18 protein-coding genes are annotated in these 23,294 nt (G+C 70.1%); 14 read left to right on the plus strand and 4 right to left on the minus strand.

The genetic code is table 11. The features are described from left to right. The first annotated feature begins 37 nt into the window (after nucleotides 1–37). Nucleotides 38–235 (plus strand): DUF6191 domain-containing protein, encoded by a 198-nt coding sequence (locus AB0D14_RS10120; protein WP_362776660.1) that lies wholly within the window; start codon nucleotides 38–40, stop codon nucleotides 233–235. 46 nt (nucleotides 236–281) lie between these two features. On the opposite strand, the gene AB0D14_RS10125 is transcribed toward AB0D14_RS10120, so the two are convergent. After that, nucleotides 282–1,433: a PQQ-dependent sugar dehydrogenase gene (locus AB0D14_RS10125; RefSeq protein ID WP_362776662.1), complete on the minus strand. Its 1,152-nt coding sequence runs from the start codon at nucleotides 1,431–1,433 to the stop codon at nucleotides 282–284. Nucleotides 1,434–1,655: 222 nt separating this feature from the next. Then, complete coding sequence (locus AB0D14_RS10130; protein ID WP_362776665.1) at nucleotides 1,656–2,669, minus strand: aldo/keto reductase; 1,014 nt, start codon at nucleotides 2,667–2,669, stop codon at nucleotides 1,656–1,658. 75 nt (nucleotides 2,670–2,744) lie between these two features. Between AB0D14_RS10130 and AB0D14_RS10135 the strand changes: the two genes are divergently transcribed. The 6 genes from AB0D14_RS10135 (at nucleotide 2,745) to serA (ending at nucleotide 12,933) form a co-directional block, all read left to right on the plus strand. After that, a complete protein-coding gene (locus AB0D14_RS10135; RefSeq protein ID WP_362776668.1) occupies nucleotides 2,745–3,686 on the plus strand; it encodes a 2-hydroxyacid dehydrogenase in 942 nt (313 codons plus the stop codon). Between the two features lie 454 nt (nucleotides 3,687–4,140). After that, the gene (locus AB0D14_RS10140; protein WP_362777026.1) at nucleotides 4,141–7,095 is read left to right on the plus strand and encodes an EAL domain-containing protein; all 2,955 of its coding nucleotides are present in this window, start codon (nucleotides 4,141–4,143) and stop codon (nucleotides 7,093–7,095) included. 239 nt (nucleotides 7,096–7,334) lie between these two features. Beyond that, nucleotides 7,335–9,215, plus strand: a complete 1,881-nt coding sequence (locus AB0D14_RS10145) for an acetolactate synthase large subunit (RefSeq protein WP_362776670.1) — start codon at nucleotides 7,335–7,337, stop codon at nucleotides 9,213–9,215. 26 nt (nucleotides 9,216–9,241) lie between these two features. After that, nucleotides 9,242–9,769, plus strand: a complete 528-nt coding sequence (gene ilvN / locus AB0D14_RS10150; protein WP_362776672.1) for an acetolactate synthase small subunit — start codon at nucleotides 9,242–9,244, stop codon at nucleotides 9,767–9,769. A gap of 197 nt (nucleotides 9,770–9,966) precedes the next feature. Next, nucleotides 9,967–10,965 (plus strand): ketol-acid reductoisomerase, encoded by a 999-nt coding sequence (gene ilvC, locus AB0D14_RS10155; RefSeq protein WP_362776675.1) that lies wholly within the window; start codon nucleotides 9,967–9,969, stop codon nucleotides 10,963–10,965. A 378-nt stretch (nucleotides 10,966–11,343) separates the two neighbouring features. Next, the gene (gene serA, locus AB0D14_RS10160; RefSeq protein WP_362776677.1) at nucleotides 11,344–12,933 is read left to right on the plus strand and encodes a phosphoglycerate dehydrogenase; all 1,590 of its coding nucleotides are present in this window, start codon (nucleotides 11,344–11,346) and stop codon (nucleotides 12,931–12,933) included. A 117-nt stretch (nucleotides 12,934–13,050) separates the two neighbouring features. Here the strand turns inward: serA and AB0D14_RS10165 are convergent, their stop codons facing one another. Continuing rightward, on the minus strand, nucleotides 13,051–14,640 hold the full coding sequence (locus AB0D14_RS10165) for an MFS transporter (protein WP_362776679.1): 1,590 nt from the start codon (nucleotides 14,638–14,640) through the stop codon (nucleotides 13,051–13,053). Between the two features lie 136 nt (nucleotides 14,641–14,776). On the opposite strand from AB0D14_RS10165, the gene AB0D14_RS10170 reads away from it, so the two are divergent. The 4 genes from AB0D14_RS10170 to AB0D14_RS10185 all read left to right on the plus strand — a co-directional run bounded on the left by AB0D14_RS10170 (nucleotide 14,777) and on the right by AB0D14_RS10185 (nucleotide 18,419). Beyond that, entirely contained in the window at nucleotides 14,777–15,391 is a 615-nt protein-coding gene (locus AB0D14_RS10170; protein WP_362776680.1) for a TetR/AcrR family transcriptional regulator, read from the plus strand. A gap of 436 nt (nucleotides 15,392–15,827) precedes the next feature. Beyond that, entirely contained in the window at nucleotides 15,828–16,472 is a 645-nt protein-coding gene (locus AB0D14_RS10175) for a DUF6518 family protein (RefSeq protein WP_362776682.1), read from the plus strand. Between the two features lie 28 nt (nucleotides 16,473–16,500). Then, nucleotides 16,501–17,742 carry a histidine kinase gene (locus AB0D14_RS10180; RefSeq protein WP_362776684.1) on the plus strand — a complete coding sequence of 414 codons (1,242 nt, stop codon included), beginning with the start codon at nucleotides 16,501–16,503 and terminating at the stop codon, nucleotides 17,740–17,742. Continuing rightward, nucleotides 17,739–18,419, plus strand: a complete 681-nt coding sequence (locus AB0D14_RS10185) for a response regulator transcription factor (protein WP_362776686.1) — start codon at nucleotides 17,739–17,741, stop codon at nucleotides 18,417–18,419. The genes AB0D14_RS10180 and AB0D14_RS10185 overlap by 4 nt, the downstream gene beginning before the upstream one ends. Before the next feature lie 324 nt (nucleotides 18,420–18,743). Here the strand turns inward: AB0D14_RS10185 and AB0D14_RS10190 are convergent, their stop codons facing one another. Beyond that, nucleotides 18,744–20,162 carry a helix-turn-helix domain-containing protein gene (locus tag AB0D14_RS10190; RefSeq protein ID WP_362776688.1) on the minus strand — a complete coding sequence of 473 codons (1,419 nt, stop codon included), beginning with the start codon at nucleotides 20,160–20,162 and terminating at the stop codon, nucleotides 18,744–18,746. 189 nt (nucleotides 20,163–20,351) lie between these two features. Between AB0D14_RS10190 and AB0D14_RS10195 the strand changes: the two genes are divergently transcribed. From AB0D14_RS10195 to pruA, 3 genes are all read left to right on the plus strand, one after another. Continuing rightward, a complete protein-coding gene (locus AB0D14_RS10195) occupies nucleotides 20,352–21,278 on the plus strand; it encodes a proline dehydrogenase family protein (RefSeq protein ID WP_362776691.1) in 927 nt (308 codons plus the stop codon). Nucleotides 21,279–21,281: 3 nt separating this feature from the next. Continuing rightward, entirely contained in the window at nucleotides 21,282–21,410 is a 129-nt protein-coding gene (locus AB0D14_RS10200; protein WP_362776693.1) for a hypothetical protein, read from the plus strand. 131 nt (nucleotides 21,411–21,541) lie between these two features. After that, entirely contained in the window at nucleotides 21,542–23,182 is a 1,641-nt protein-coding gene (pruA, locus tag AB0D14_RS10205; protein ID WP_362776694.1) for an L-glutamate gamma-semialdehyde dehydrogenase, read from the plus strand. The last annotated feature ends 112 nt before the right edge of the window (nucleotides 23,183–23,294 follow it).

The raw sequence follows: 23,294 nt of genomic DNA on the forward strand, positions 1-23,294 counted from the left end.
TCTACGCTGTATCGGACGCCGGGCCCAGGGAGGCACCGTGTTCAACATGATCGAGCAACTCTTCGCGCCGGGCCGCAAGCACACCCAGGAGGAACGCAAGCGGCTGGAGCTGTCCCGGGTGGACCTGAACGACGGTGACCCCGGACGGGGCCCGATAGATCTGTCCTCGGGCAAGGTGGTCGTACGCCCGCCGACGCAGCCCGCGGCCGAGGGGAATGCGGAAGCCTCCGCGTAGGCGCCCCTGGTTCACCCCACGGCACGCCACCTCACGTCACGTTGCTTCACTTCACCTCGAGTTCCAGGATCCGGTCGTCCCCGCTGCTCGGGGTCCCCCGCCCGTCCGTCTCGCTCGTGACCAGCCACAGCTTGTCGCCGCCCGCCGGGACCACCGTGCGCAGACGGCCGTAGTCACCCTCCAGGAAGGCCTGGGGGTCCGCCGACTCCTCGGTGCCCTTGAGCGGGATGCGCCACAGCCGCTTGCCGCGCAGGCCCGCCATCCAGATGGAGCCCTCGGCGTAGGCGATGCCGCTGGGGGAGGCCTCGTCGGTGCTCCACTGGTCGATCGGGCTCTGGTACTTGGAGTCGTCGGACTTGCCCTCCACGTCCGGCCAGCCGTAGTTGCCGCCAGGCTTGATGTGGTTCAGCTCGTCCCAGGTGTCCTGGCCGAACTCCGAGGCGAACAGGCGCTGCTCGGTGTCCCAGGCCAGACCCTGCACATTGCGATGGCCGTACGAGTAGACCGGTGAGTCGAACGGGTTGCCCGGTGCCGGTTCGCCCTCCGGTGTCAGACGGAGGATCTTGCCACCCGTCGACTTCTTGTCCTGGGCCAGCTCGGTGACGTAGGTCTCGCCCGTTCCCACGTACAGCATCTTGTCCGGGCCGAAGGCGATCCGGCCGCCGTTGTGGTTCGTGCCCTTGGGGATGCCCCGGAACACCGTGTCGGGCGCGCCCAGCCGCTCACCGGCCGGCCGCTTCGCGTCGTACTGCATGCGCACGATGCGGTTGTCCGAGTCCGAGGTGAAGTACGCGTAGACCATGTGGTCGGACGCGTACGACGGGGACAGGGCCAGTCCCATCAGGCCGCCCTCGCCGCCGGGAGCGACTCCGGGCACCGAACCCACTTCCGTCTTCTTGCCGGTCTTCTCGTCGACCAGGGTGATCGTCCCCTCGTCCCGCGAGGACACCAGGAGACCGCCCTCGGGCAGGGGCGCCAGACCCCAGGGTGTCTTCAGGCCCTCGGTGACGGTCCGCACGACCTTCACGGAGCCCTTGGCGGGCGGGGTCTCCTCGGCCGCCTGCCCGGAGGCCGGGGCCGAGGCGCCGGGCTCCGAGCCGCCCGGAGACGTACTCCCGCCGCCGTCCGGCTTCTCCTCGTCACCCGAGGAGCACCCGGCCGTCAGCAGGAGCGTGGCTGCGGCCAACACGGCCGTCACAGCTCGACGTTGCACGATGCAGGATCCCTTCGACGCGGCAGGTTCTACTTTTCATACACCGCTCGGGCCTTACAGGTTCCCGATCACGGACATCGAATCGCCGGACCTCTGCCCGGACCCTCACCCGGGCCGCCCGCCCGAACCGGGCGATTCCACCCAGGACCCCCGCTCAATCCCAGGGCCCCGTCAGCCCCAAGTCCCCGCTCAGTCCCAAGTCCCCGCTCAGTCCCAGGATCCGAGCGCCGACGGCAGCCCCGCCACCTCGGCGAGATCCTCCGCCGTCAGACGCAGCCCGGCCGCCCCCGTGTTCTCCGCGACCCAGCACTCCCGCTTGGCCCCGGGCACCGGGACCACCTGCCGCCCGCGCGACAGCACCCACGCGAGAGCCACCTGGGCGGGGGTGACGTCCGCTCCCTCCGCCGCGGCCGAGTGGCGGGCGGCGATACGTCGCAGGCCGACGACGATCGGCTGGTTCGCGGCCATCATCTCGGCGGTGAAACGGGGATGCCGGGCCCGTATGTCGTCAGGTTCGAACCCCTCGCCGGGAGTGAGTGTCCCGGTCAGGAAGCCGTTGCCGAGCGGCATCGCCGCGAGGAAACCGACGCCGCGTGCCTCGCACCACGGCAGCAGGGACTCCAGCGCCTCGGGCGACCACACCGACAGCTCGGCCTCCACCGCGCTCACCGGGAAGACCTGCTGCACCCGCTCCAGCTTCCGGATCGTTCCGTCGTGCAGCCGTGCCCCCGGCCTGCGGCCGGAGCGCGCGCCCATCGCGCACAGCCCGAGGGCCCGCACCTTCCCCGCCGAGACGAGTTCCGCCATCGCGCCCCACGTCTCCTCGACCGGCACCTCCGGGTCCTCGCGGTGCAGCTGGTAGAGATCTATGACATCCGTCTGCAGACGGCGCAGAGAGGCGTCGCACGCCCGCTTCACATAGCCGGGGCGGCCGTTGGCCACGATGTGCTGCTCGCCCACCAGCAGGCCGACCTTGGTCGACACGAAGGCCTCCGCACGCCGCCCCTTCAGCGCGCGCCCCACCAGCAGCTCATTGGTGAAGGGCCCGTACATGTCGGCGGTGTCCAAAAGCGTCGCACCCCGGTCGAGGGCCGCGTGCACGGTCCGCAGCGATTCGCCGCCCCGCTGCCGCGAACCCGAGTAGGCCCAGCTCATCGGCATGCACCCGAGGCCGACTGCCCCCACTTCGAGCGCCGCCGCCCCGATCGTCCTGCGCTCCACCTGGCCGTGCCCTCCCTTTCCTGGCACCCCAAACTAACCTCTGCGTCCAGCGGCGCTTCGCATAGCCTCCTGACCATGACGTACGAAGTGTGGCTCCCGTTTCCCGCAGAGGAACTCGACGGCCTGCCCGAGGGCCCCAATTACCGCTACTGGAACGGTGAGGACGGCTTTCCCGCCGACCCCGCCGACTGCGCCTTCTATGTCGTGCCCTACATGAAGGGCAGTGACATCGCGGTGCGTCCCATGGCCGACATGACGTCCGTGGAGGTCGTGCAGACCTTGTCGGCCGGTATCGACCACGTCCAGCCGGGCCTCGAACTGCTGCCCAGGGGTGTGCGGTTGTGCAACGCCCGTGGGGTGCACGACGCCAGCACCGCCGAACTCACCCTCACCCTGATCCTCGCCTCGCTGCGTGGCATCCCCGACTTCGTCCGGGGGCAGGACAGCGAGGAGTGGCGGTCGGGCTTCCGTCCGGCGCTCGCCGACAAGAGCGTACTGATCGTCGGCTACGGTGCGGTCGGCTCCGCCATCGAGGACCGGCTCGCGCCGTTCGAGCTCGCGCGGGTGGCGCGCGTCGCGCGCTCCGCACGTGACACGGCGCGCGGCCCCGTGCATCCGATCACCGCTCTGCCCGAACTTCTCCCGGAAGCCGACGTGGTGGTCCTCATCACGCCCCTCACCGAGCAGACGAAAGGCCTGGCCGGCGCCGATTTCCTGGCCCGGATGAAGGACGGTGCGCTCCTCGTGAACGTGGCACGCGGCGGTGTCGTCGACACCAAGGCACTCCTCGCCGAGCTGGAGAGCGGCCGGCTCCGGGCGGCCCTGGACGTCACCGATCCCGAACCGCTGCCGCCGGGACACCCCTTGTGGCATGCGCCCGGCGTGCTCATCAGCCCCCACGTGGGCGGCCCGACCTCCGCGTTCTTCCCACGTGCCCAACGGCTCCTGGTGGACCAGTTGAACCGATTCGTGAACCGGGAACCACTGCGGAACGTGGTCCTTACGACAGGCTCGTAGTCCTCCCACTCCCATCCCACTCCCGGCCGCCCGCGAGCGGAGGGGCGCTCGAGTACCCTCCGCGTTCCTCCGAACGCGCGCCGTGTCCGTGCTTCCACCGATCGTTACGGAGCGTAGAGGAACTATGTCCCTGAGTGACGAGACTGGTGTATCGTCCCGACAGGGGCTGCGCCGCGCATCATTCGGCGCCGGGGATTGAGAGACAGCAACAGCGAGGGGGGCGACGGGCGATGCACGGCCTATGGACCAACGATCCGACGCGGCGGGGCCGTCGACGGCGACCCTGGTGTCCACCCATGCGCAGAAGCGGCCGCAGCGGCCATCACCACCGACGGCCGGGCGGCCGCAGGAGGCACGCACACCCGGCACACCGGGACCAGAGGGACTCGGGGGCGGCTCGGGCCGGAGAAGTGCAGTGAACTCCCTGAGGGCACTGCCGGTCCGCAGGCCGACCATGGCGGGTGGGGCAAGCATGGTCCCGCAGCTCGTCCTCGCCCTGATGTGCGCGGGATACGCCGTCGGTTCCGCGCTCGGCTGGGGCACACCGGAAGTCGCTCTGATCATGGGCGACTTCGGGCTGAGCGCGGCGGCCGCCACCGCGGCCGTCTCCTGCTTCCTCTACGCCCGCACCCGGCGCAGCCGCTTTCGACCCGCATGGCTGCTCTTCTCGCTCTCCTCCGCGATGGCGGCGGCGGGCAACCTCGTCTGGGGCTGGTACGAGGTCGTCCTGGAAAGCCCGGTGCCCAACCCGAGCTGGGCCGACCTGTTCTTCCTGTGCTTCGCGCCGCCGGCCATCGTGGGACTGCTCGTCCTCGCCAAACGACCGGTGAGCAAGGCCGGTTGGGTGTGTCTGGCCCTCGACTCGTGGCTGATCGGCGGCTCGCTGCTCACGCTCTCCTGGAGCCTCGCGCTCGCCCAGGCGGCGAAGGCGGAGGGGCCGAGTGTCCCCCACACCGCGTTGTCGCTCGCCTACCCGCTGCTGGACATCGCCCTCGTGAGCATGGTGCTCGCACTGCACTTCAGGCGCTCGGCGGTGAATCGCTCGGCGGTGAACACCGCGATCGGGGCGCTGGCCCTGACCGTGATGTGCGACGCCCTGTTCACCTCGCCACTGCTGCACAACGACTACCGCTCCGGGCAGCTGCTCGACGCAGGCTGGTTCGCCGGATCACTGCTGCTCGCCTACGCCCCCTGGGTGGGGCAACGACACGGACAACCGGAAGAAGAGGGGCACACGCGCGTGGTGTACGGCTACGTGCCCGGGCCCCGGCAGGGGCAACCGGCACACGTGCCCCTCCAGGAAGGAGGCCACAGTCGGTATCCGGCCGGCCGGCCCATCAGCAGCTCGCTGGCGGCACTCACTCCCTACCTGGCGGCCGCCGTCTGCACGCTGGGCATTCTCTACAACGTGCTCAACGGCCGCAGCGTCGACCGCGTGGTGCTTGTCACCGGGGGCACGGTCGTGCTCGCCCTCGTCGTGCGCCAGGGCATCATGCTCGTCGACAACATCACCCTGGCCCAGGAACTGGCACAGAAGGAGAACCACTTCCGCTCCCTGGTGCAGGGCTCCAGCGACGTCATCATGATCGCCGCCCCGAACGGCATCCTCAAGTACGTCAGCCCGGCCGCGGCCGGGGTCTACGGACGCCCCGCCGAGGAACTGGTCGGCTCCGAGCTCGCCTCGCTGATCCACCCGGAGGACCTCGGCTGCGTGGTGCACGAGGTGCGCCGCTTCCTCGCCGCCAGCCCCGCCGAGGAACCCACCACCCGCATAGAGTGCCGCTTCAGGTCCGGCGGTGGGGGCACCTCCCGCTCGGGCGAAGCCGGAAGTGGGGGAGGCTGGCTCAACGTCGAGTCGACCGTCAAGCGTCACCACGGCGGCCTCATCTTCAACAGCCGTGACGTGACCGAGCGGGTGCGGCTCCAGGCCCAGTTGCAGCACAACGCCGAACACGACCCGCTCACCGACCTGCCCAACCGCGCCCTGTTCACCAAGCGCGTCCGGCAGGCGCTCTCCGGCCGCCGCTCCTCCGACCAGGGCACCGCCGTGCTCTTCATCGACCTCGACGGATTCAAGGCGGTCAACGACACGATCGGCCACCAGGCCGGTGACGAACTGCTCGTACAGGCCGCCCGCAGGCTCCAGGACGCGGTCCGCAAGGGCGACACCGCCTCCCGGCTCGGCGGCGACGAGTTCGCGGCCCTGATCGTCGGCGACGGCTCCCGGGACCGTGCCGCGCGCGAGCGCCAGATCTTCGAGCTCGCCGACCGGCTCCGTACGACGCTCTCCCAGCCGTACCTCATCGACGGCAACGATGTCCGCGTCGCCGCCTCCATCGGCGTGTCCTTCTCCGAGCCGGGCCTGGGCGCTGGCGAACTGCTGCGCAACGCCGACCTGGCGATGTACCGCGCGAAGGCGGCGGGCAAGGGCCGTGTCGAGCTGTACGCGCCACAGATGCAGCAGGACGTCGCACGGAAGGCGCAACTGGCCACCCGGCTGCGCGCCGCCCTGCACGACGGCGAGTTCGCGCTGCTGCACCAGCCCGTGGTCGCCCTGGACACCGGCCGCATCACGGCGGTGGCCGCGCAGGCGCGCTGGCGCTCGGCCCAGGGGGTGCTCTTCACACCCGCGGAGTTCCTCCGCGTCGCCGAGGACAGCGACCGCACCGCCGAGCTCGGCCGCTGGATGCTGGAGGAGGCCGTCGAGCAGGCCGCCGAGCGCGCCGCCACCGGGCTGGCCGTGCCCGTCGCCGTCCGGATGACCGCCCGCAGACTCCTCGACCGCTCCATGCCCCTGAGTTCCGTGGAGGCCCTGCTGACCCGGTACGGACTGCCCTCCGGCGGCCTGATCGTCGAACTGGCCGAGACGGATCCCAAGGTCTCCCTGGACGAGTTGGAACGCCGCCTGAAGGCGCTCAGGCGGCTCGGTGTCCGTATCGCCCTGGAGGGCTTCGGCAGCGGCTACGGCACGATCGCCGCGCTGCGCCGTCTGCCCGTCGACGTACTGAAACTGGACCGCGGTCTGGTCGAGGGCGTCGTCGAGTCCGCCCGGCTCCACAAGATCACCGGCGGGCTGCTGCGTATCGCGAACGATCTGGGGCTGCAGTCCGTGGCCGACGGCGTGGATCTGCCCGAGCAGGTCGTCGCCCTGCGCTCGATGGGCTGCACCCACGGGCAGGGCATGGCCTTCTCCGGGCCGCTGGACGAGTACAGAATGCGCCGCGCCCTGTCGGCGAGCATCTACCCCATGCCCCACGGGCCGGTCGAGCCCGTGTTCATGGGAGGTGGCGGCAGTGGCGTCTACGCAGGTGGCGGCGCGAGTGCGTACGCGGCGGGGGCGGCCTCGGGAGGCTACGGAACCGGAACCGCCCTCCGCTCACATAATGAGACCCCCATCCCACCCACTTGACACGCACTGCGTGCCAGAGAGAGGGTCTGTGCCATGCGCACCCGAATTCTCGTACTTGGAAAGCGCGTCGGCTGAGCTGGGACGCACCGGATCGATGACCCGGAACTCCCAGCGACCGCACCCGACGCGCTCCCCTCGCTTGCCTCACGGCACGAGGGGTTTTTTGTTGCACCAGTGACTGTCGACCAGTAACCGCACATCGCACAAAACTCGCAAAAACCCTCAGCATCGAGAAGAGAATGCCGATGACCGAGCAGGCCACCGGGGGCCACCATCCGCAGCCGCGGCCCCGTTCCGGAGGACAGCAGTCCGCCCCCGAGCAGGTGACGGGCGCGCAGTCCCTCATCCGCTCTCTTGAGGAGGTCGGGGCCGAGACGGTATTCGGCATTCCCGGCGGCGCGATCCTTCCGGCCTACGACCCGCTGATGGACTCCAGGCGGGTGCGGCACGTGCTCGTCCGTCACGAGCAGGGCGCCGGTCACGCGGCCACCGGTTACGCGCAGGCCACCGGCAAGGTCGGCGTCTGCATGGCGACGAGCGGCCCCGGCGCCACCAACCTGGTCACGCCGATCGCCGACGCGCACATGGACTCCGTGCCGATGGTCGCGATCACCGGCCAGGTCGCCTCCAAGGCGATCGGTACGGACGCCTTCCAGGAGGCGGACATCGTCGGTATCACCATGCCGATCACCAAGCACAACTTCCTCGTGACCAAGGCCGAGGACATCCCGCGGACGATCGCGGAGGCCTTCCACATCGCCTCCACCGGCCGTCCGGGCCCGGTCCTGGTCGACATCGCCAAGGACGCCCTCCAGGCGCGGACCACCTTCCAGTGGCCGCCCACCCAGGACCTGCCCGGCTACCGCCCGGTGACCAAGCCGCACGCCAAGCAGATCCGCGAGGCGGCCCGGCTGATCACCCAGGCCAAGCGGCCCGTCCTCTACGTCGGCGGCGGCGTCATCAAGGCCGGTGCCACCGCCGAACTGAAGGTCCTCGCAGAACTCACCGGAGCGCCCGTCACCACCACCCTGATGGCGCTCGGCGCATTCCCCGACAGCCACCCGCTGCACGTGGGAATGCCGGGCATGCACGGTGCGGTCACCGCCGTCACCGCGCTGCAGAAGGCCGACCTGATCGTCGCCCTCGGAGCCCGCTTCGACGACCGCGTCACCGGCAAACTGGAGAGCTTCGCCCCGCACGCGAAGATCGTCCACGCCGACATCGACCCGGCCGAGATCGGCAAGAACCGCGCAGCCGACGTGCCGATCGTCGGGGACGCGCGCGAGGTCATCGCCGACCTGGTCCAGGCGGTGCAGAAGGAGCACAGCGAGGGCCACGCCGGCGACTACACCGCCTGGTGGAAGGACCTCAGCCGCTGGCGCGAGACCTACCCGCTCGGCTACGAGCAGCCGCAGGACGGCTCGCTCTCGCCGCAGCAGGTCATCGAGCGCATCGGGCAGCTCGCGCCCCAGGGCACGATCTTCGCCGCGGGCGTCGGCCAGCACCAGATGTGGTCCGCGCACTACATCCAGTACGAGCAGCCCGCGACCTGGCTGAACTCCGGCGGCGCCGGGACGATGGGCTACGCGGTGCCGGCCGCGATGGGCGCCAAGGCCGGCGCGCCGGACCGCACGGTCTGGGCGATCGACGGCGACGGCTGCTTCCAGATGACCAATCAGGAGCTCACCACCTGCGCCCTGAACAACATCCCGATCAAGGTCGCCATCATCAACAACGGCGCCCTCGGGATGGTCCGCCAGTGGCAGACCCTCTTCTACAACCAGCGGTACTCCAACACCGTGCTGCACTCCGGCCCCTCCGAGCTGAACAGCGGCTCCGCCGAGGGCTCCAGTAAGCAGCCGAGCGCCGGCACCCGCGTCCCCGACTTCGTGAAACTGTCGGAGGCCATGGGCTGCCACGCGATCCGCTGTGAGTCGGTGGACGACCTCGACAAGGTCATCGAAGAGGCGAACTCGATCAACGACCGCCCCGTCGTGATCGACTTCATCGTCCACGAGGACGCCATGGTGTGGCCGATGGTCGCCGCCGGCACCTCGAACGACGAGATCATGGCAGCCCGGGACGTCCGCCCCGACTTCGGCGACAACCAAGACGACTGAGAGCCGTAGGTAAAGGAAGCAGACCCATGTCCAAGCACACGCTCTCCGTCCTGGTGGAGAACAAGCCCGGTGTCCTCGCCCGGATCACCGCCCTGTTCTCCCGCCGCGGCTTCAACATCGACTCACTGGCGGTCGGTGTCACCGAGCACCCCGACATCTCCCGCATCACCATCGTGGTGAACGTGATCGAGACACTTCCGCTCGAACAGGTCACGAAGCAGCTCAACAAGCTCGTCAACGTCCTGAAGATCGTCGAGCTGGAACCGGGCGCGGCCGTTCAGCGCGAACTCGTCCTGGTGAAGGTGCGCGCCGACAACGAGACGCGTTCGCAGATCGTCGAGATCGTCCAGCTGTTCCGCGCCAAGACCGTCGACGTCTCCCCGGAGGCCGTCACCATCGAGGCCACCGGCGGCAGCGACAAGCTGGAGGCCATGCTCAAGATGCTGGAGCCCTTCGGCATCAAGGAGCTCGTCCAGTCCGGCACGATCGCCGTCGGCCGCGGCTCCCGCTCGATCACCGACCGGTCGCTGCGCGCGCTGGACCGGTCCGCGTAGGCCGCCCAGGTCACGCGGTCCTCGTACAGGTCGCGCGGTCCTCGTAAGAGACTCACGCAAGGCAAGAGATTCACGCAAGGCCGGAAAAGGGCGGCCGGCAGCCGTCGGCCGCCCGCATTCCGAGACCCCGGAACGTCCCCTCATCCCACCGGCATACGGTGGGGAGCAACACCTGCACACCAAGGAGAGAACCCAAAGTGGCCGAGCTGTTCTACGACGCCGACGCCGACCTGTCCATCATCCAGGGCCGCAAGGTCGCGGTCATCGGTTACGGCAGCCAGGGCCACGCCCATGCGCTGTCGCTCCGTGACTCGGGCGTCGACGTCCGGGTCGGTCTGCACGAGGGCTCCAAGTCCAAGGCGAAGGCCGAGGAGCAGGGCCTGCGTGTGGTGACCCCCTCGGAGGCCGCCGCCGAGGCCGACGTCATCATGATCCTCGTCCCGGACCCGATCCAGAGCCAGGTCTACGAGGAGTCCATCAAGGACAACCTGAACGACGGCGACGCGCTGTTCTTCGGCCACGGCCTGAACATCCGCTTCGGCTTCATCAAGCCCCCGGCCGGCGTCGACGTCTGCATGGTCGCCCCCAAGGGCCCGGGTCACCTGGTCCGCCGGCAGTACGAGGAGGGCCGCGGCGTTCCGTGTATCGCGGCCGTCGAGCAGGACGCGACCGGCAGCGGCTTCGCGCTGGCCCTCTCGTACGCGAAGGGCATCGGCGGCACCCGCGCCGGCGTCATCAAGACGACCTTCACCGAGGAGGCCGAGACCGACCTGTTCGGTGAGCAGGCCGTCCTCTGCGGTGGAACGGCCGCGCTGGTCAAGGCGGGCTTCGAGACGCTGACCGAGGCGGGCTACCAGCCGGAGATCGCCTACTTCGAGTGCATGCACGAGCTGAAGCTCATCGTCGACCTCATGTACGAGGGCGGCCTGGAGAAGATGCGCTGGTCGATCTCCGAGACCGCCGAGTGGGGCGACTACGTCACCGGCCCGCGGATCATCACGGACGCCACCAAGGCCGAGATGAAGAAGGTCCTCGCCGAGATCCAGGACGGCACCTTCGCCCAGGCCTGGATGGACGAGTACCACGGCGGTCTGAAGAAGTACAACGAGTACAAGACCCAGGACGAGAACCACCTCCTGGAGACCACCGGCAAGGAGCTGCGCAAGCTCATGTCGTGGGTCAACGACGACGAGTGACTCCGCCGGTTCGGCCGTGGCGCCGGGACTGCCCGGTACCACGGCCGTGCCTGTCTGCCTGAGGTGCTGCCACGGGGCTCGCCCCGGACCTGCTCCTCGTTCGCCGGAGGGGCTCCATTGCGCGCATGCTGGATTGCGCACGTCGGATCCTGCACGTGCGGGTGATCCTTCTGTGGAGGCGCGAGAACACCGGCGCGCCGCCACTAGACTGCTCCACTACATACGCGTCGGGCCCACAGCGTCGTGCGTCTTCCACGCGGCAATCGCGACACCGAGGATTTGCGGGTGCGTTCCCCGTTCCCGTAACCCCCGGCGCCGCTCCCTCCACCGCCTGCGGCCGTCGGGACGGCCGTCCGCAATGGACTTGTGAGGACTCACGTGAGCTCGAAACCTGTCGTACTCATCGCTGAAGAGCTGTCGCCCGCCACCGTCGACGCCCTGGGCCCGGACTTCGAGATCCGGCACTGCAACGGCGCGGACCGCGCCGAACTGCTGCCCGCCATCGCCGACGTCGACGCGATCCTGATCCGCTCCGCGACGAAGGTCGACGCCGAGGCCGTCGCCGCCGCGAAGAAACTGAAGGTCGTCGCACGAGCCGGCGTCGGCCTGGACAACGTCGACGTCTCCGCCGCCACCAAGGCCGGCGTGATGGTCGTCAACGCCCCCACCTCGAACATCGTGACCGCGGCCGAGCTGGCCTGCGGTCTGCTGCTCGCCACCGCGCGCTACATTCCGCAGGCCAACACGGCCCTGAAGAACGGCGAGTGGAAGCGCAGCAAGTACACCGGTGTCGAGCTCGCCGAGAAGACCCTCGGTGTCGTGGGCCTGGGCCGCATCGGCGCGCTCGTCGCCCAGCGCATGTCCGCCTTCGGTATGAAGGTCGTCGCCTACGACCCCTACGTACAGCCCGCGCGAGCCGCGCAGATGGGCGTGAAGGTCCTCTCGCTGGACGAGCTCCTTGAGGTCTCCGACTTCATCACCGTCCACCTGCCGAAGACGCCCGAGACCCTCGGTCTCATCGGCGACGAGGCGCTGCACAAGGTCAAGCCGTCGGTGCGGATCGTCAACGCCGCGCGCGGCGGGATCGTCGACGAGGTCGCGCTGTACTCGGCGCTCAAGGAGGGCCGGGTCGCCGGCGCCGGCCTCGACGTGTACGCGAAGGAGCCCTGCACGGACTCCCCGCTCTTCGAGCTCGACCAGGTCGTCTGCACCCCGCACCTCGGCGCCTCCACGGACGAGGCACAGGAGAAGGCCGGCATCGCCGTCGCCCGCTCGGTCCGCCTCGCCCTCGCCGGTGAGCTGGTCCCGGACGCGGTGAACGTCCAGGGCGGAGTCATCGCCGAGGACGTCAAGCCGGGTCTGCCGCTCGCCGAGAAGCTCGGCCGCATCTTCACCGCGCTCGCGGGCGAGGTCGCGGTCCGCCTCGACGTCGAGGTGTACGGCGAGATCACCCAGCACGACGTCAAGGTGCTCGAACTCTCCGCGCTCAAGGGTGTGTTCGAGGACGTCGTCGACGAGACCGTGTCGTACGTCAACGCCCCGCTGTTCGCGCAGGAGCGTGGCGTCGAGGTGCGGCTGACCACCAGCTCGGAGTCCCCGGACCACCGGAACGTGGTCACCGTGCGCGGCACCCTCAGCGACGGCCAGGAGGTCTCGGTCTCCGGCACGCTCGCCGGTCCCAAGCACCACCAGAAGATCGTCGCCGTCGGTGAGTACGACGTGGATCTGGCGCTCGCCGACCACATGGTCGTCCTCAACTACACCGACCGCCCCGGTGTCGTCGGCGCCCTCGGCCGGATCCTCGGCGAGGCGGGCATCAACATCGCCGGTATGCAGGTCGCCCGTGCGGACGTCGGTGGCGAGGCGCTCGCCATCCTCACGGTGGACGACACGGTTCCGCAGACGGTTCTGACGGAGCTGGCGGAGGAGATCGGGGCCACGCAGGCCCGTTCGGTCGACCTGGTCTGAGGCCCGGCCGACCCGCCTGGGGGCTGCCGGCCCCCGCACATGTCACAGTCCCGCGCCCCTGGATACCCAGGGGCGCGGGGAACTGCGCAACGGGGGTGCGGGGGCGGAGCCCCCGAGTCAGTGACGGGAATGGGCAGGAGCGGCGGGGGCGACCTCGGCCTCGACACATTCCGGCTCGCGGACCCGGACTTCGCGCAGGGTCACCGACGCCAGCACCGCCGCGCCCACCAGAAGCAGTCCCCCGGCGACCGCAGCCGCCTGCATCCCGCTGGTGAAGGCCTCGCGGGCCGCGGTCATCAGGGATTCGCCCGCCCGGCCGGGCAACAGCCGGGCCTCGGCGAGGGCCGCGCCGAGGGTCTCGTGGGCCGCGGCGGGCGCCGTGGCCGGCATTTCGTGGCGGTACACCGCGGTGCCGATCGACCCCAGGAGCGCCATTCCCAGCGCGCCGCCGAACTCCGCGCCGGTCTCCAGGACCGAGGACGCGGTGCCCGCCTGCTGCGCCGGTACGGTGCCCAGCGCGAGGTCCATCATCTGGGACATCACGGTGACGAGCCCGGAGGCGATGAGGCCGGCCCCGGCGAGCACCAGCCACATCGAGTCCGTATCGGCGGCCGTGAGCAGTCCGTAACCGCAGGCGGCGAGCAGGAATCCGCCGGAGACGACATACGCGCGGTTCACCCCCCGCTGCACCAGCTGGGCGGCGACCGGAGCGGCCACACCGACCAGCACGGTGGGCAGCAGCGCCCACAGCGCGGCCTCCATGGAGCTCTTGCCGAGCACCGACTGGAGGTACTGCGTGGTGAAGAACGCCGAGCCCATCATGGCGAACGTCGACAGCAGGTTCAGGGTGACGGCGGGTGTGAAGCCCCGGCCGCGGAAGAGCGCGGGCGGGATCATCGGTGACTCGACGGTCCGCTGGCGGTGGACGAAGAGCGTGGCGAAGAGCAGGCCGACGGTCACCGAGACGACGTAGCGGACGTTCCAGCCCTCCGACGGGATCTCCTTGAGTCCGTAGATCACCGGCAGTACGGCCGCCAGGGACAGCGGCACGCTCAGCAGGTCGAAGCGGCCCGGCGCGGGGTTCCTGGACTCCGGGAGGAGGAACGGGCCGAGGACCAGCAGGAGCGCCATCGCGGGCAGGTTCACCAGGAACACCGAGCCCCACCAGAAGTGCTCGACGAGGATGCCGCTCATCACCGAGCCGAGCGCGACGCCGCCCGTCATCACCGCGGACCACAGGCCGATCGCCTTGGAGCGCTGGCCCGGGTCCGTGAAGAGCGTGCGGATCATCGCCAGGGTGGACGGCATCAGGGTCGCGCCGCCGATGCCGAGCACCGCGCGAGCCGCGATCAGCGTCTCGGCGCTGTTCGCGTACGCCGCGACCAGGGAGGCCGCGCCGAAGGCGGCGGCGCCGACCAGCAGGAGCTTGCGGCGGCCGATGCGGTCGCCGAGCGAGCCCATCGTCATCAGCAGCCCGGCGAGCACGAAGGCGTACATGTCGAAGATCCACAGCTGCTGGGTGCCGGTCGGCTCCAGGTCGGCGCTGATCTGGGGGATCGCGAAGTAGAGGACCGAGACGTCCATCGAGACCAGGAGCAGCGGCAGCATCAGGACGCCGAGTGCGGTCCATTCGCGGCGTCCGGCTCGGGGCCCTGCAGGCGGCGCGGGGTCGGGGTTCGGGCTCGTCGGACTTGTCGGGTTCTTCATGCCGAGGACTGTACGGACGTATTAAACGTGCGTCTAGGACGAGCGTGTAATACGGCTGTGTAATACGGTTGCGTAATACGAACGTGTAATACGTACGTCTGGGACAGTTGTCTGTCACGGAGGTACGCTGATCGGCATGGGACACCGTGAGGATCTGCTCGAAGGCGCCAAGCGCTGCCTGCTGGAAAAGGGCTTCGCCCGGACGACCGCGCGGGACATCGTCAGGGAGTCGGGGACCAACCTGGCGTCGATCGGCTACCACTACGGGTCGAAGGACACGCTGCTCGCGGAGGCGTACATCTCCATCGTGGAGGGGATCTCCGACCACTTCGACGGGGAAGGGCAGAGCCTGACCGGCACGGAGCCGGGCTCGCTTGAGAGGTTCCACGAGGTCTGGAAGAACATCATCGGGACCATGCGCACGCCCGGCTCGCCCTGGCACCTGAGCATGGAGGTCGTGGCCATGGGCGACAAGCTGCCCGGGGTGCGCGACCACCTGGCGAAGGCCCAGCGGGAAGGGGCGCGCGGCATCATCCCGATGCTGATGGGCGGCCTGGAGGAGGATGTCCCGGAGGCGGACGTCGACACCCTCGGCAAGTTCTACATGACCCTGATGATGGGCCTCATCGCGCAGTGGACGTTCGACCCCGAGACCGCGACCGACGCCGGTGAACTCACCGAGGGGCTGCGGCGGGTCATGGAGGCGATGGGCGGGAAGGTGCCCCCGGCGACACTGGAGGAGTCGTCCTGACGGTCGGATCGATCCGACCGATCCGGCCGTCGCGCATCTCCGCGACACGCTCGCAGAAGTGGCGCACGAGCGCCATGTCGTGACAGATGAACAGATAGCCCAGGCCGAGACGCTCCTGGAGTTCGGCCAGCAGATTGAGGATGCCCGCGCGCAGGGACGGGTCGAGCGCCGAGACCCCTCGCCTAGGCAGGTGGGAAGCACAGCATCGACGGCCGCTGCATCCACTGGTGAGCCCCGGGACAACGGCAAGATCCGCTGCAGCTGCCACCTCGCAGACTCATCCCCTCACCGCCTCCGCCTCAGGTGCCGACTTCGCGTACCTGAGGCGGAGGCGGCGCAGGCAATGGATCGGGACAGTGGGAGCCTGCTCAGCCGCACCGTGTCTGACGTGCGGCGGGACGTCATCGCCGATCGCTGCAGAAGGGCTGGCCCCGACATGTTCGCCACGCAGAGGCGCGAGGTCGTACCGCTCTCGCCGGACCGTTTCGCGCTGAAAAGGGTCGCGGGATGTCTCGGCGCCGGACTCGCGCTGGGTGTCATGACGAACCTGGCGCAGGGCTGCCTGCCTGGCAACTGGAATCAGATCGCCAACTCGGGGGCGGTCTGGTCGGCGGTCGCCTTCGTCGCCGGCGCCCTGCTGGCGGACCGGGGCGTGCGGGTGGCGGTGGCCGGAGGGCTGGCCGCGGAGGTGGGGCTGGTCACCGGCTACTACGGGTTCGCCGAATTCGGCCGTGGCGGCATGGGCATGCTGACTCACGCGCTGGTGTGGCTGGTCATGGCGGTCCTGGCCGGACCGCTGTTCGGCGCCGCCGGGGCATGGTGGCGGCGGGGCAGCCTCAACCGCCGTATCGTCGGGGGCGCCGCGGTGGCCGGAGCGATCGGCGCGGAGGCCGCCCACTACGCCTTCGTGCTGCAGTACATGCCGCAGGCCTGCGTGTGTGCGGTGCTCATGGTGGCGCTGCCTCTGGTGATGGGGCGCGGCAACCGTGAGCGGGCGCTGACGCTGGCGGCAACCGTGTCACTGGCACTGTGCGCCTACGCGGTCATCTACCAGGGTTTCCTCGGGTCGGTTCTGGGCTGACCGGCCCCGGCACGAGTGGAGAAACGGTTTGAGCGTCTCCTGGTACCGGCGTGCTTGGGCTCCGGACGCGACCGTCGGCCTAGCTGTCCTTCTCCTGGGGCTCCTGGAGGTGGCCTGGCGCGCCCCGTCCACGGCCGACGGCCGACAGCTCCTGCTGGTCACGAGCGCCGCGACGGTGGTCGGCGGGAGCCGGCGCGCACCGGGTGCGGCGCTCGCCCTGGCCGCGCTGGTGAGCGTGGCCCAGGTGCTGGCCGCCGCTCCTTTCCTGCTCGTCCAGGTCGGTGAGGCGAGCGTGCTGTTCGGCTGTGCCCGGTGGGGGAACCGGTCGACGCTGTGGCTGAGTGGCCTGGCCGCCCCCCTCGCCGTCGGCCTGGTCCTGCTGCACGCCGCCGCGGGTGGCCCGCTGCCGACCGCGGGGCCCCTCGACGGGCTGAGCGTCTGGCTCAGCCAATCCGGGGCGAACTGGGCGTACGTCGTGCTGGTCAGCGCCGTGACGCTCCTGGGGCTGCCCTGGCTGGCCGGGCTGACGGTCCGCTTCGCGGAGCGCGCCCGCGCCGCGAAGCGGTCGCAGGAAGCCGCCGAGGCGGACACGGAACGCGCGCACGCCGAACGCGCCCGGGCCCAGGAGATCGCCGCGCTCCAGGAGGAGCAGGCGCGCCTGGCCAGGGATGTCCACGATGTCGTCGGCCACTCGCTGGCGGTGATTCTCGCGCAGGCCGAGTCGGCCCAGTACCTTCCCGACGACGAGGACGCACGCGACGACATGAAGAGGATCATGCAGAACATCGCGACATCGGCCCGTAGCTCCCTGCAGGATGTGCGGCACGTGCTGACCGGCGCCCCGGCGGACGCCGGGGGACGGGCGGGGCGCCTGGACGACATCCTGACCGGGGTGCGCGCGGGTGGCCAGGAAGTCATCCACACCGAGCACGGCACCGAACGTCCCCTGGCGCCCGATGTGCGGAACGTGGCGCTGCGCGTGCTGCAGGAATCGCTCACCAACGCCGTCAAGCACGGCCGCAGAAGTGTTCCGGTCCGTCTGGACCGGCACTGGCCGCAGCGGCCCGGGGAGCACGAACTGCGCATCCAGGTGCGGAACGCGATCGCCGCTGAGCCGAAGTCCGTCGCGTCCGCCGGGCTGGGGCTGGCCGGCATGCGGCAGCGCCTCGCCTTGGTGGGCGGCAGGCTCGACATCCAGCGGGGAACCGGCAGCGAAGGCGAGGAATTTCAGGTCACAGCGTGGATTCCGGTACGGACGGAGTCTCGATGAACCGGCCCGACGACTCCACCCGCGACATCCGGGTCCTGCTCGTCGACGACCAGCGGCTCTTCCGCGAGGGCGTGCAGGTGATGGTGCAGGCCCAGCCGGACATGTCCGTCGTCGGCACCGCCGCCGACGGACACGAAGCGGTCCGCCTCGTCGACGAGCGCCGGCCCGACGTGGTCCTCATGGACATCCGCATGCCGGGCATGGACGGCGTCGAGGCCACCCGGCAGATCTTCCTGCCCTCTCCCACCACCGGCCGCACCCGCCCGCCCCGGGTGGTGGTGCTGACCACGTTCAACCTCGACGACCGGGCCGCAACCGCCATCCGCCACGGCGCCAGCGGTTTCCTCCTCAAGGAAGCCACCCCGCAGCAGCTGTGCAACGCCATTCGCACCGTGCACGCGGGGCACGCGGTGCTCGCCCCCGCCGACCTCATCACCCTCATGGAACAGCAGGTCCGCGCCACGACCCCGGCACCGGTCGCCTTCGGCGCCCTGACGGACAAGGAGCGGCAGGTCTTCGTCGCCGTCGCCCAGGGACTGAGCAACGCCGAGATCGCACGCAGCGTCTTCGCCGGAGAGTCGACGGTCAAGACCCACGTCGGATCCATCCTGCGCAAGCTCGGCTTGCGCGACCGGGTGCAGATCGTGGTGTTCGCCCACGAGCACGGCCTCGTCTGACGACCCGAACCGGCCCAGCTCACTTCCGACCTTCCGACCTTCCGACTTCCGACCTTCTGAACGGAGAGACGATGCGGATCGAATGGATGGAGAGCATCCTGGACGATGTCCGATGCGCACGTCCCGCCACACACGCGGAGCTGGACGAGGCGGCCCGTACGCTCGGCGGGCCCCTTCCCGACAGCGGGGCTGAACCCTTGATCGCCATGCGGAGGACGGTAGTTACTGAAAGCGGTCAGTGACCACGGACCCGTGAAATTGCTCATCCATTGCCCATTTCACGGGCGGGCCCGTTGTCCATCAAGACGCGGAACCTACACGCCGTCAGATGCGCTGCGCCTTGAGTGCCATGTGCAGGAGCAGTCGGGCCTCGCCGTCGTCCAGGTCGAGCCCGGTGAGCTGCTCGACTCGCGACAGGCGGTAGTAGAGGGTCTGCCGGTGGATGCCCAGTTCGGCGGCGGTGCGGCCGGCCTGGCCCGCGCAGTCGAGGAACACCTCGGCGGTGTGGGCGAGTTCGCGGTGGACGGGGGGGAGGAGAGGGCGTACGGCGGGGTCGTGGGAAGCGCTCGGGGCCAGCGTCGTCAGCAGGCGGTACGGGCCGATCGACGACCAGTGCGCGACCGGGCCCAGCCGGGGCTCGGCCAGTGCCGCGCGAGCCGCGGCCGAGGCCTCCTGCCATGCGGCGCCGAGGTCGGCGAGGCCGGTGCGGGGCGCGGCGATCCCGGCCATGGCGAGCCCGGCCGCGGCCGGACCAGTCGCAGCCGGACCAGTCGCAGCCGGACCGGTGGCGGCGGGGCCGGTGGCGGCCGGGCCGGGGCGTGGGTCGTGCGGCTCCGCCGATCGGCCGGCCCCGACGGCCCGGGTCCGGCCGGACGGCTGTGTACGTGCGGCGCTCCGGGCCTGGTCGGACGGTTCCGGCTGGGCGGGCCCGGGTGCGGGCACGACCGCTGCTGCCGCCCCCCGTGCCGCCTCGGCCGTCTCCAGCAGGCGGGCGGCCGCTGTCGTCGCCGGTGTGAGGACCTCCGGGGAGCGGAGACGGACCAGCAGGGCCAGGCTCTGACGGGTGGCGGTGGCGGTGGCGGGGGTGACCCAAGGGAGGGCGCACAGGGCGGTGGCGCCCGGGATCGTGAGGACGGAGGGGGCGTCGTCGGGGTCGGCCGAAGGCCAGGGGGCCACGCAGACCACCGCGAACAGACCCTCGCCGCGGGGCCCGAGGGCCGCACTCAGTTCCGCCACCGCCATCTCGCGCTGCCAACCACTCCCGGCGGTGAGGACGGCGCGGAGTTCGCGGCTCAGGTCGGCCCCCGCCTGGGCCTCGTCCGCGAGCAGCGCGCCGATGCGCGGGGTCACCTCCATGGCCGCCGCGAGCTGCCGGTCGGTGGGGCCCTGGTCGTCGGCCAGGAGCCACACATAGCCGAGGGCGACACCCCGATGGCGTACGGGGAGGCAGACACGGCCGCGGTGGACACCCGCCTCGGGGGTCGGCGGGATGCGGACCGGGCCGCTCGCCCGCGCGATACCGAAACTCTCGAACCAGGTGCGGACCGCCGCGGTGGAGCGGCGCGTGAGGAGCGAACGGGTGCGCACGGGGTCCAGCGCGGAGGCGTCGAGCTCGTCCTCGCTGTCGTACGCGCCGAAGGCGATCAGTTCGAAGTCGCGGTTCTCCAGCGTCGCGGGGGCCCCGAGGAGCTCCGAGATCTCGTCGACCAGCTCCTGGTAGTCACCCTTGTGTTCCGGCGTCACTCGGGCATTCTCTCCTATTTCCCCGCGGCTTCATACATCTGTCTGAGATCCAGGGCACGGATGCGTGACAGCTGTCCATGGTCGACGATCGAAGCGATCCCTAGGTTTCACGGTGGTTATCCGTGCCGTATCCGAACGACCCGCCTGGGCGGGTACGGCCTTCCGCCGGCCTTGTTGTGGAGGTGCCCCGTGCTGGGTCCCGTGATTCTCGCCGCCTCGCGCAGCGACCGGATACGTCGTCTGATCTCGGCGGCCCCGGTGACCAGGCCGGTTGTCGACCGCTTCATTCCGGGCGAGAGCGTCGACCAGGTCGTGCCGATCATCCAGGACCTCGCGGCCAAGGGCCTGGAACTGACCATGGACGTCGTCGGCGAGGACATCACCACTCCCGGACAGGCCGGGATCGCCCGTGACGCCTACCTGGAGCTCATCGGCCGCCTCAAGGAGCTGAACCTCGGGACGCGCGCCGAGATGTCGGTGAAGCTGTCCATGTTCGGGCAGGCCCTCCCCGGTGGCCACGAGCTCGCGCTCGCCAACGTCCGCCCCGTCGTCGAGGCCGCCGCCGCCATCGGCACGACCGTCACGCTCGACGCCGAGGATCACACCACTCTCGACTCGATGTTCGCCATCCACGAGGAGCTCCGGAGGGACTTCCCGGAGACCGGCTGCGTCATCCAGGCCTACCTCTTCCGCACCGAGGCCGACGCCCGTCGCCTCGCCGCGAACGGCAGCCGCGTACGGCTCGTGAAGGGCGCGTACAAGGAGCCCGCCGAGGTCGCGTACCAGCAGAAGCCGGAGATCGACAAGGCGTACGTCCGCGTTCTGCGCATCCTGATGGAGGGCGACGGGTACCCGATGATCGGGTCCCACGACCCCCGCCTGATCTCCATCGCGCAGGAGCTGGGGCGGCGCGCCGGGCGCAAGCCGGACGAGTACGAGTTCCAGATGCTGTACGGGATCAGGAGCGACGAGCACCTGAGGCTCGCCGCCGAAGGTCACCGCATGCGGGTCTACACCGCCTACGGCACCGACTGGTACGGCTACTTCATGCGCCGCCTCGCGGAGAAGCCGGCCAACGTCCGCTTCTTCGCCCGCAGCATGTTGACCCGAGGCTGAGAGATGACGGCGACGCAGACTTTCGGCCGGGGGTCCGGGGGTTGTCCCCCGGGCAGGCACAGCATGCGCCGCCTCGCGGAGAAGCCGGCCGACGTCCTCTTCTTCGCCCGCTCGGCCCTCACCAAGGACTGAGAAGGACCGAAAAAGACCGAAAAAGACCGAGAAGGAACGAGAAGGTTCGAGACTCCCCGGTCGTCAAATCGTCACCACGGGCGCGAGCCCCGAAACACCCGCACACCCGCTCACTAAGGAGTACGGAACCCATGGACGCTGTGACCCAGGTCCCCACCCCCGTCAACGAGCCGGTGCACGGCTATGCCCCCGGCTCGCCCGAGCGCGCCCGCCTGGAGGTCAAGCTCAAGGAGCTGGCCGAGAACCCGATCGACCTGCCGATGACCATCGGCGGTGAGAAGCGCATGGGCGGCGGCGAGCCGTTCCAGGTGGTGCAGCCGCACAACCACAAGGCCGTCATCGGCACCCTGCGCAACGCCACCCAGCAGGACGCCCAGGACGCGGTCGACGCGGCCCTCGCCGCCGCGCCCGCCTGGCGCGCGATGTCCTTCGACGACCGCGCCGCGATCATCCTGCGCGCCGCCGAGCTGCTGGCGGGACCGTGGCGCGAGACCCTCGCCGCCTCCACCATGCTGGGCCAGTCCAAGACCGCCCAGCAGGCCGAGATCGACTGTCCCTGCGAGCTGGTCGACTTCTGGCGCTTCAACGTCAAGTACGCCCGTGACCTGCTCGCCGAGCAGCCGCCGGCGAACTCGCCCGGCGTCTGGAACCGCCTCGACCACCGCCCGCTGGAGGGCTTCGTCTACGCGGTCACGCCGTTCAACTTCACGGCCATCGCGGGCAACCTGCCCACCGCTCCGGCGCTCATGGGCAACGTCGTCGTCTGGAAGCCGTCCCCGACGCAGACCCACGCCGCCGTGCTGCTCATGCGGCTCCTGGAGGAGGCGGGTCTGCCCAAGGGCGTCATCAACCTGGTCACCGGCGACGGCATCGAGGTCTCCAAGGTCGCCCTCGAACACCGCGACCTCGCCGGAATCCACTTCACCGGCTCGACCAAGACCTTCCAGTACCTGTGGAAGACGGTCGGCAACAACATCGAGAAGTACCGCACGTACCCGCGCATGGTCGGCGAGACCGGCGGCAAGGACTTCGTCGTCGCGCACCCGAGCGCCGACCGTGCCGTCCTGAAGACCGCCCTGCTCCGTGGCTCCTTCGAGTACCAGGGCCAGAAGTGCAGCGCCTCCTCGCGCGCGTACGTCCCGGCCTCCATCTGGAACTCCGGCCTCAAGGAGGAGTTCGCGGCCGAGGTCGACGGCATCACGATGGGTGACGTCACCGACCTGACGAACTTCATGGGCGCCGTCATCGACGAGCGGTCCTTCGCCAAGAACAAGGCCGCGATCGACCGGGCCGTCGAGGACCCGAGCTGCACGATCGTCGCGGGCGGCACGTACGACGACTCGGTGGGCTACTTCGTGCGCCCGACCGTCGTCGAGTGCTCCGACCCGGCCAACGAGGTCTTCACCACGGAGTACTTCGGCCCGTTCCTCGCCGTGCACGTCTACGACGACAGCTCGGCCGACGCGTACGACGAGATGCTGACCCAGATGGAGTCGGTGTCGGACTACGCCCTCACCGGCTCGGTCGTCGCGGGTGACCGTGCCGCCGCCGCGTACACGATGGAGAAGCTCCGCTACGCCGCGGGCAACTTCTACATCAACGACAAGTCGACCGGCGCCGTCGTCGGCCAGCAGCCCTTCGGTGGCGGCCGCGCGTCCGGTACGAACGACAAGGCGGGCGCCCCGCAGAACCTGATGCGCTGGACGCTGACCCGCGCCATCAAGGAGACGCTGGTCCCGCCGACCGACTACCCGTACCCGCACATGGGCTGAGACCTGCCGGCACATGGACTGATACGTCCCCGCACATGGACCGGACGCCGACCCGGGCAGACTTCCGTCATGACCTGGACGAGCGAGACGAGCCAGACGGGCCAGACGGGCC

Source organism: Streptomyces sp. NPDC048484, assembly GCF_040651415.1.
Classification (GTDB): Bacteria; Actinomycetota; Actinomycetes; order Streptomycetales; family Streptomycetaceae; genus Streptomyces.